Here is a 9,344-nt window from a genome sequence, read left to right on the forward strand (position 1 = left end):
GCGGGATATAAAAAAGCCTGTTCTATCAAGAGAGATACAACAGGCTTAAAAGGCAAATATATAAAATAAATCAACTTAGCTTTTTAAGAGCCGTGTCGATCCGTTGTATGACAGTCTGCTTACCGAGAAGTTCCATCGAAGCGAAGAGGTCGGGGCCAAAACCCTGCCCGGTAACCGCAATTCTGAGTGGCATCATCAACTTTCCAAAACCGACATCGTTTGCGTTTATTACCTCTTCAAGCTGGCTTTTCAGCGTTGCTGCTTTAAACTCATCTTCATCCAGTTTGGCAATCTTCTCTTTGTATTGCTCGACAAGGCCTGAACTGTTGCCCTTCCATTTTTTAACTGCTTTTTCATCATACTCTTCGGGGTCGTTAAAGAAAAATTGCCCCATATCGAGCAGCTCGTCAATTTTACTGACCCGATCTTTAAGCAATGAAATGGCTTCGATCAGATACGTTTCATCCGGAAGCTCAATTCCTCTCTTTTTGGCAATCGGCTTCAAACGTTCTGCAATTGACTTGTCGGTCTCCTCACGCAGATAGTGTTCGTTATACCACAGTAATTTTTTGTGGTTAAACACCGCTCCGCCCTTGCTCACACGATCGAGTGAGAAGAGGTGGCAAAGTTCGTTCAGGCTATGGATTTCACTGTCGTCTCCGGGGCTCCACCCGAGGTACGCAAGAAAATTGACTAATGCTTCCGGTTCGTAATTCTGCTTAATATACTCTTTTGTATTTACCGGAATTCCCTCTTCTTCAGCTTTTCGTTTGGAGAGTTTTCCACCGCTGGGTGACATAATCAGCGGTAGGTGCGCCATTTTGGGAGCTTCCCAGCCAAACGCCTGGTAGAGCAGGATATGTTTCGGCGTACTGCTGAGCCACTCTTCACCCCGAATGACGTGTGAGATCTTCATCAGGTGATCGTCCACAACATTTGCTAGATGATACGTCGGCATACCGTCTGACTTCAAAAGCACCTGATCGTCCAAACCTTTAGATTCAAAAGAGACATGGCCGCGAATCAGATCTTCAAAACGGATGGTTTCGCGTCTGGGAACTTTCAGTCGAACGACATACTCATCGCCGGCTTCAAGTCTTTTTTCCACTTCATCCTGCGGAAGGGTGAGGCTGTTTTTCATCGATTGGCGTGTAACAGCGTCATATTTAGGAGATGGATTTCCCGATTTTTTGAGACGCTCCCGCATTTGATCGATCTCATCAGTGGTATCGAATGCGTAGTAGGCTTTGCCTTCGTCGATCAGTTTCCGGGCGTATTCAGAGTAGATCTCTTTTCGTTCGCTCTGTCGGTACGGGCCAAAATCTCCACCTTCGTTGGGGCCCTCATCAATTTCCATTCCGCACCACTTCAATGAATCGATGATATCCTGCTCTGCCCCTTCCACATATCGGCTTTGATCGGTATCCTCAATTCTTAAAATAAACTTCCCACCGCTTTGGGATTTTGCAAAGAGATAGTTGTAGAGAGCAGTTCGGAGACCGCCAATGTGCAAAAATCCTGTGGGTGATGGTGCAAAACGCACGCGTACTGATCCTTCCATGAAACTTGTTTTAAAGTGAAATTTAGTTAGCTTTTAAAAATACGTGGATTTATGAACGAAGGCTAATGAAATCCGATTCTTTAATTAGTCTTCACAGGTTTTCATTCAACACAAAAATCATGAAATTTTCTAAAGTTCTATTCTATCTAATTTTGATTGTGGCAGCTCTCTTTTTGATGGCCGGCTATGGCTATCAATGGGGTGAGTTTCATAAACTGGCTGATCGCCTGAAGAGTCACGACATAGATTTTGTGATTGAGCCGTATGTTCGGTTTGAAGGTGAACCCGGTGAGCAGGCAGCGATGTTCTTTCTCGACCCGAGTGGGAATGCCCTCGGGTTCAAGGCGTTTCGGGATGAGAGCCAGATTTTTGCAACGGACTGAATTTAGCCGTCAAGCTCTTTTAATCTGTATTCTGAGAGTTCGAGTCGGGCTCTGCTCAAAACCTGCCCGGCTCTTTTTCTATCTTTCCGGCGGATGTGGAGGGTTGCCGTACCGTGTTTTGCACCCGGTATATCTTCCATCACCTTCATCGATTTCCCAATAATTTCAACCTTTCCACCCAAAAACCCTGATTTGTAGCTGATCTCTTCAATGTTGGAAAATGGAACAGAAACTTCCCTTAGCCCTGACTTTACCACCCCAACAATCGAGTTCTGAGTTTCGAACTCGAGCACCAGTTGTTCCTTTTCCAGGTGAAGCAACCCGGATGCTTCAGAAAAGCCGTGGTTTAGATTTTTAATTTGAAAGGGGATTCTGTGCGACATAGATATATGATTTGTTCTCAGGTCGTAAAGTATTGGATTTTGGTTTCATTCAAAACAGAGAATCTTTTGCAGCCCTCCGTTTCAAAAAGTAAATTCTTAGAAATCGCGATCAAAATAAACCAAGATGAGAGAAGCGATAAAACAGATAAAGGGGGTATTGCAGGGGTTTTTTCTGGCCGGATTGTTAATTACTTCTATCCACCAATTTATTATTGGGCAACCATCATTAAATCTGATACAGTCCGAAAGTTTTACTCATGCGATAAGCAACGATATAGCTGAGCAAAGAGATATTGTCGTCAACGAAATTCTATATCGAAGGGAGAGTGCAGGAAGCCCGGAGTTTGTGGAACTTTTTAACCGGTCTTACAAAACAATTAATCTTCAGAATTGGGAATTGGTGATTGGTTCGGGTTCTGTAGAAGTGGCTGAACCGATTGAACTGAAGAGTAACGATTACATTGTTTTTACAGATCATGAAGGGTTTGCCGGCTTGTCTGATAAAATTTACTACCTGCCCGGTTTCCCTGTGCTGACTGATAATGGAAGCTCTGTGGCGGTATACAATCATGAAGAAATTTTGATTGACAGTTTATTTTATAAGTCCGACTGGGGTGAGGTGGCTCCAGGGGTATCGCTTGAGAGGAGAGACCCGGGCGGTCTGTCAATCGATCCAGCCAATTGGAGTGTAAGCTTGGATATGTCCGGTTCAACTCCGGGATTGCAGAATAGCAGGTATGAAGTTGATTTTTTACCTCCTGAAATTCTGTTTGCCTCATTAAAAGGAGAGGAGATCGTTGTCTATTTCGATGAGTTTATCATGTTCGATAACTCAGAAGGGCAAGGTGCAGTCGGCAGCCCTAAATTTAAAGCGAATGGAAGAGAGTTGGCCGTTCTGGAGTTTAACCCGAACATCGCAAACCGTGTTGTACTTGATACCGGATCTTTATCTGCCGGTGAAGAGATTACTCTTGAAATTGACGGGTTGTCCGACTTTAAGGGCAACATGACGTCGTCGAGTCAGCCGGTTGCGCAGCCTGTTCAGGCGGGCGACCTGGTATTGAATGAGATTATGTACCATCCCTTACCGGGTGATGATAATTTTTCAGGACAGTCCGAGTATCTGGAGATATTCAACAGAAAAAACTACGCTGTATCGCTGGAGGGTATATTTTTACACGATGCACCGGACGATATTGGTGAGTACAACCGAATGGACCCGGTAAGCGCTGAAATGAAGTGGATTCCCGCTCGGGAGTTTGCTCTGTTATATCCTGAAAATGAAAATCTGGCCCCTTCTGAAAGCAGAACCGGCAGGGCATTTGGGATATCCGAAGAGCTTAACAGGTTTGGCTTGCGTTTTGAACGTGCCGGGCTGGGGCTGGTAAACTCAGGGCGGAATGTAGTTTTATCCGACAGTACGGGTAATGTGATAGATCAAGTAGGTTATAGTCCGGATTGGCATAACCCCAATCTGATGACAACACAGGGAGTTGCTCTTGAGAGAATCGATGTGAATGGGGAGTCAAATGATCCGGGTAACTGGAGTTCAAACAGGACAGTGTTGGGCGGCACTCCTTTAGGCACGAACTCGATCGAACAGGTAGAATTACAATCTGACTCCGAAATGGAAATCACGCTTCAGCCCAATCCCTTTTCACCGGATGGTGATGGGCTTGATGACCAACTGGAGATCGTATATCGTTTTGCAGACCCCAACTATCTGTTGAAGGTCAGGATCTATGACCGCTATGGACGATTGGTTCGAAAGCTTGCAGACGGTTACCCCGCCGGCCTGCATGGCTCCCTGTTTTGGGATGGCAAAATGGACGATGGGAGCCGTAGCCGGATTGGTATTTATATTATTTATGTGCAGGCGTACAACGCATCGAATGGCAGCAGAAAAGAGTTTAAAGAGACGGCCGTACTTGCCCGGCAGTTCTGATTATATCCCAATTCGTTCAGCCAGAACGGGAATGAAACTTTCATGCTCCTCTTTCATGAAAACACTCCGCAAAATTGTGACGGATTCTGAATCTGCCTTGTAATCGGGGAAGCGGGTTGTGAAGTGATCTGCTGATACCTTAAAAAGGCTCAGATGATAGCCGCTGTCCGGTTTGGCTTTCATCCCATGCTCAAAAATTTCATGACTCAACCGGCTTACGTCGGTTAGTTTTTTACCGTCAGGTTTTTTGAAATATCCGACAATATCGAGATCCGGTTGTTGATAGAGCTCAAACTGTTTGCTGTCGGTTAGTAAATCAGAAAAGGTAACGGCTGCCGACCGAGTTTTTTTCAAGATTGATCCCAGTCCGTTTTCAGAAAGTGGAAGGAGCTGGAGAGTTGCCCAGAAAGCAGCAGCAGAAGCTCCGGCACGCGAACACTCCAGGCTGATTTCACCCAGATGGAGATCATCTGAAGTGAAGTAGGTGTATGGGGAGTCGTGTTTGTAGTATTTGCCAACAGCCGGGTCTTTGTAAAGAATGCTGCCGCAACCGTAAGGCTGGAGCCCATGTTTGTGAGGATCAATTACGATACTGTCGGCTTGAGAAAGCTGCTTCCACTGTTTCAGTTTTGGAAGATTATTTTTGATGAGCGAAAAGAAACCGCCATAGGCTGCATCAGCATGTATGCGAAAGCCATGTTTATGAGCCAGTTCAATAATTTCAGACAAAGGTTCGACAACGCCGAGGCCTGTGGTGCCCATTGTAACCACCACCGTTCCAATTTGATCGGCATGATCTTTAATAAAATTCAAATCGGGATTGTCCTGTTCATCCACGGGGATTTCCAGAAACTCTGTGTTCAGCACCCTGCACATTCGTCTGTGTGTATAGTGGGCATTGGCAGTAGCCGCAATGGATTTATCCGGGTGAATTTCCCTGGCAACAAAAAGTGCTTCCAGATTAGCGATGGTTCCGCCCGAAGTCAGGTGACCTAAATATGTGTCGCCATACCCTACCATTTTTGCGAGCTCCTGAACGGCCTCTTTCTCCATCTCCGAGGATGGCGGTCCTCCGTCCAGAGCGTGGTTATTTGGGTTGATTGTAGCTGTAAGTGAATAAGCCAGCCACGCCAGAGGATGAGGCGGTTTAAGCATCTGCCCGGCATAGGATGGGTGATGGAACGGATAGTTGCCGTTGAGCCGATCGCATAGGTTGTTTAAAATAGAATCGATCTGGTCAGAATCGATATCTGAAACTTCATCGGAACTATCAAATTGAGAGCGCCACGAATCGATCTTTCGCAGCGCTTTTTCCAATGCGGGAAGATAAGGGGTGAATCGGTTCAAAGTTCCGGTTTAAATTAACTTGGGTTCAAGATAAAATTTAGAATTTTAAGTCTCCCTTAACAATGAGGGACTAAGGAAATGTTCATCAAAAAATGATGAAAAAAGAATTTAGATACCCCTCTCAGTCTCCCCTTTTTAGGGGAGACTGAGTATAATCCGATATCATTTATTCTTAGAACGAATTCACATTAAATGAGAATAAATGATACTCCGACTGAGAGTACCTGTGCAACCTGCAGCTCTTTGGAGAAGTCATCATCATAAATAAAATCGAGCCGCAGGGAAGCATTCATAAAATCATTGATTTTACCGGTGAACTGGTTGTTCACAAAAATATCCGTACTGCTGACGGCTTTGTTTAGGTTGGTAAATGTTTCAACAGAGGAAGAGATGCTCAGATTGGTTGCGATATTTCGTTCGTAGGCAATGGCAAAAGTTAAACCTGCTTCGTTCCGGAAGGTGTCTCCCTCATCCAGTCCATATAAGGTGGAGAGGCTTTCATCACTTACAAATGTTTGCTGGAGACCAAGACCTGCTTCAAACGAGAAGTTATCTGACGGAACGTACGCCATACCTGCATTTTCGCTGAGATAGCCCGGCGCCATGAAATCTGAGATCAGTACATCGCTGCCGTCCGGGGCATCGCCATATCGGTATCCTTTCGAAAACTGGGTTCTGAAATTAACATTACCGAAAAGTTTAAAATCACTCTCACGGTCTGCTCCAAGGTCGTAGAGAAATCGATTTCGTACGGCTAGCCGGTCATCGGTTTTTCTGACGCCTTCACCCTCTATTTTTGTCTGTCCGTAGCGAGTGATAAACGCGAAAATATAGGAGAACCGCTCTTTTTTATACGTTGCGGAAAACGAGGAATTTCCGGTAAAAGCGATGTTGTTAACCCCACCCTGCGACCAGTTGGAGTATGCTGCCTGAGAGCCGTTAAGGCCGGCTACCCAATTTAGCTGCCAGCCGTCAAGCGAGTCGGGAACTGCAACATCTTGCGCCTTGCCATTTATAAAAACCGCAAAAAGAAGTGTGGAAATCAGTAATATTTTTTTCATCAATTTGTCTCTTTGTTTATTTGGATTAATCGTTGCTCTCAGTTAGTAGAATGCTATCGGGTATTCCGTTTTTCAGGCCTACTTCAATCTGTTCATTCAATTTAGTTGGGATGTGAATGCCAATTACCGAAGCCTCAATCGGATATTTTCTATGCCCTCTGTCAACCAGAACGGTTACAAAAATTCGCTGAAACTGATCCCGGTTTCCAACCCTGTCGAGAGCCTCCATCAGGGTGGAGCCACTGAATATTACATCATCTACAATGACTAGGACGGTGTTTTCGTTTCCATTGAGTGAGGGAAGCGGCTGATCATCCCGAATGGCCCATAGCTGCTCTGTTTTGGTCTCTTTTTCTGAAGCTTTGTCCAGAAATTGTTTTAACAGGTTTGCCAGGGCAAAGCCTCTCTCATTTAACCCGACCAAGAGAATATCGGCACCATGAGCCTCCTCAATTATTTGATAGGCCATGCGTTTAGCTGTGCGCTGAATTCGGTTGTGGTCGGATAAAATCATAAGAAAATTAAGTTTGTTATAACTACATAGAAAGTATCCAATTTAGTATACTTAAAACAAGTATCGATTCAATCGAAAAGAAAGAGAAAGGAGAGCGGTATGAGTAGTGTTATAAAAAAATCGATGATTGCCGGAGGAAGTTTTGCCGGCGGCATAATAGCCGGTTACTTATTGAGTTCACGAAAAGAGCAGTTGAGTTCTTTCATTGATTCAGCTGTACTTCAAACAAAGATATGGACCCAATCGGTGGAAAAAGAACGGGTGAGGGTTCTCCGAAAAGGCAGGGAGAAGGTGACTGCAATAGGCAGTGAGTTCAAACGCAGTTTTCGGGATCCTATTCCGGACCTGTACAGAGCAACAGAGTCGATGACGGAAGATGACCTGGATCTGAAATTGCCTCGTTAGTCACATGCGGCCGGCACGATATAGCGAATCACTTCTGCAGTGGGTTTGGGAAAACCTTCAGTTTGATTGCAGCGGGCTAAAACTGCAGAACGGAGAGAGTTTGGGAATCGAAGACCCCGGAGAGATAAATCATGGGTCCGGACCCGATTTCAAAGGTGCAGTTTTAAGGGTCGGGCAGCTCAAGCATCACGGGTCAGTGGAAATTCATCTGAATGAAGAGGAGTGGTTTGCGCATGGACATCACCTGGATGAGAACTTTAACTCCGTTATTTTACATGTAGTTTTGCATGCCGGAAAAAGAACAGCCGAGATGCAGGCTGGGCATAAAGTTCCGACTCTTATTCTGAGTGATTTTTTAGACAAACCGTTATTTGAGCTGCTAAAAATAAAAGAGGCCGGTGCTTTACCCTGTTCCGGTCAGGTAAAATTTATCAGTCAAGTTGCGTTTGAACGGCAGGTTGAAAAAGCACATCGGGAATATTTTGACTTTAAAGTAGATGAACTGCTCGATCGTTATCCTGCGGAGGCAGTACCCTCCGAAGCGTGGCGGCACTCCTTCATTCAAAATGTGTATCGCACACTTGGAATTCCAAGCAACAGAGAGCAGATGGAGAATCTGTTCCTGGAAATTCAGTCTGAGGTGGCAACGGTTGGGCGGCCGGAAGAGTTTGAGAAATCTGTTTTAGATGGAGCGTTTTCTGAACGTAAAGCGAATTCATCTGCATGGATTAATGCCGGTATGCGTCCGGGAAGTCGCCCTGCGAGAAGAGTCCGGCAGGCCGCAGCACTGCACTACGGGTTCTCTCAAATTTCACTTAAAACATTTTTGATGGATGGTGTAAATGTCTGGGATCGGGTAATGAGAGATGTCTCCAAGGGTAAACGTCCGGGCAGGCAGCGGGAAAATATTTTGTTTTATACGGTATATTTGCCGGCAATTTACCTTCTCGGAGATCTGTTCCATTCTGAAAAGCTGAAGCGCGAAAGCTATCAGGCGTGGAGGCAGGGGCTGTTTCATCTGCCCGGTGAAGTTGTAAGGCCGTTTAAACGTGCTGGGTTTCAGGTAAACCGAAAGGTTAAAAAGGCCGGATTGGCCCATCAGTTTAAACGTTACTGCCTGGAGAGGAACTGCCATCAGTGCGAGGTATTTAAAAGTGCAATTAATCCTTGACAGATAAAATTCTTGTTTCTATCTTTGAATTCTGTCAATTCGATGAATTGCCCGGTCGTCTAATGGCAGGACAGCTGGTTTTGGTCCAGTCAGTGGGGGTTCGAATCCTCCCCGGGCAACTCAACACGATTTAAAAGGATGCCAGAGAGGTACTCCTTTTTCTTTTTTCAAAACCTTTACCTGTCAATCCGTTGGATACGCCCTTAGCAATATTTGCCGGTCGAAGTAACCTCGCGCTGGCCCGTGCCATCGCCGAAAGTTACGGTACCGATTTAGGCGAAGTGACGATCAAATCTTTTTCTGATGGCGAACTGTATGTGAAGTATGAGCAGAGTATTCGCGGTGAAGATATTTTTGTAATTCAGTCTACACCACCGCCGGGCGACAATATTATGGAGCTTTTGCTGCTATTGGATGCAGCAAAACGTGCTTCTGTAAAACGTGTGACGGCAGTCATACCATATTTTGGATATGCAAGGCAGGATAGAAAGGACCAGCCAAGGGTGTCGATCGCGTCAAAGCTGATGGCCAACGTGCTTGTTGAGGCTGGTGCCGACAGGATTTTGACCATGGA

At 45.4% G+C, this 9,344-nt stretch carries 9 protein-coding genes, 1 tRNA gene and 1 pseudogene; 6 read left to right on the forward strand and 5 right to left on the reverse strand.

The window, feature by feature from the left end; all coding sequences use genetic code 11:
* Positions 1 to 70 precede the first annotated feature (70 nt).
* Positions 71 to 1,561, reverse strand: coding sequence for a glutamate--tRNA ligase (gltX, locus tag BG260_RS03430; RefSeq protein WP_069130552.1), 1,491 nt, complete (start codon positions 1,559 to 1,561; stop codon positions 71 to 73).
* A 197-nt stretch (positions 1,562 to 1,758) separates the two neighbouring features.
* On the opposite strand from gltX, the pseudogene BG260_RS14330 reads away from it, so the two are divergent.
* Positions 1,759 to 1,944, forward strand: a pseudogene (locus tag BG260_RS14330) (VOC family protein); the annotation flags it as partial.
* 2 nt (positions 1,945 to 1,946) lie between these two features.
* On the opposite strand, the gene BG260_RS03440 reads toward BG260_RS14330, so the two are convergent.
* Positions 1,947 to 2,327 carry a hypothetical protein gene (locus tag BG260_RS03440; RefSeq protein WP_069130553.1) on the reverse strand — a complete coding sequence of 127 codons (381 nt, stop codon included), beginning with the start codon at positions 2,325 to 2,327 and terminating at the stop codon, positions 1,947 to 1,949.
* A 124-nt stretch (positions 2,328 to 2,451) separates the two neighbouring features.
* Between BG260_RS03440 and BG260_RS03445 the strand changes: the two genes are divergently transcribed.
* Positions 2,452 to 4,272, forward strand: coding sequence for a lamin tail domain-containing protein (locus BG260_RS03445; RefSeq protein WP_069130554.1), 1,821 nt, complete (start codon positions 2,452 to 2,454; stop codon positions 4,270 to 4,272).
* On the opposite strand, the gene BG260_RS03450 is transcribed toward BG260_RS03445, so the two are convergent.
* From BG260_RS03450 to BG260_RS03460, 3 genes are all read right to left on the reverse strand, one after another.
* Entirely contained in the window at positions 4,273 to 5,619 is a 1,347-nt protein-coding gene (locus tag BG260_RS03450) for a pyridoxal phosphate-dependent decarboxylase family protein (RefSeq protein ID WP_069130555.1), read from the reverse strand.
* Between the two features lie 188 nt (positions 5,620 to 5,807).
* Positions 5,808 to 6,680, reverse strand: a complete 873-nt coding sequence (locus tag BG260_RS03455) for a DUF3078 domain-containing protein (RefSeq protein ID WP_069130556.1) — start codon at positions 6,678 to 6,680, stop codon at positions 5,808 to 5,810.
* Between the two features lie 25 nt (positions 6,681 to 6,705).
* Positions 6,706 to 7,194 carry a phosphoribosyltransferase family protein gene (locus BG260_RS03460; protein WP_069130557.1) on the reverse strand — a complete coding sequence of 163 codons (489 nt, stop codon included), beginning with the start codon at positions 7,192 to 7,194 and terminating at the stop codon, positions 6,706 to 6,708.
* A 99-nt stretch (positions 7,195 to 7,293) separates the two neighbouring features.
* On the opposite strand from BG260_RS03460, the gene BG260_RS03465 reads away from it, so the two are divergent.
* From BG260_RS03465 to BG260_RS03480, 4 genes are all read left to right on the forward strand, one after another.
* Positions 7,294 to 7,599 carry a hypothetical protein gene (locus tag BG260_RS03465; RefSeq protein WP_141691505.1) on the forward strand — a complete coding sequence of 102 codons (306 nt, stop codon included), beginning with the start codon at positions 7,294 to 7,296 and terminating at the stop codon, positions 7,597 to 7,599.
* Positions 7,600 to 7,603: 4 nt separating this feature from the next.
* On the forward strand, positions 7,604 to 8,770 hold the full coding sequence (locus BG260_RS03470; protein WP_069130559.1) for a DUF2851 family protein: 1,167 nt from the start codon (positions 7,604 to 7,606) through the stop codon (positions 8,768 to 8,770).
* Between the two features lie 48 nt (positions 8,771 to 8,818).
* Positions 8,819 to 8,889, forward strand: a tRNA-Gln gene (locus BG260_RS03475).
* A gap of 72 nt (positions 8,890 to 8,961) precedes the next feature.
* Positions 8,962 to 9,344 (forward strand): ribose-phosphate diphosphokinase (locus tag BG260_RS03480; protein ID WP_141691506.1); only part of this gene is annotated, 383 nt, incomplete at its 3' end.

It is taken from the genome of Rhodohalobacter halophilus (assembly GCF_001715195.1).
GTDB classification, from domain to species: Bacteria; Bacteroidota; Rhodothermia; order Balneolales; family Balneolaceae; genus Rhodohalobacter; species Rhodohalobacter halophilus.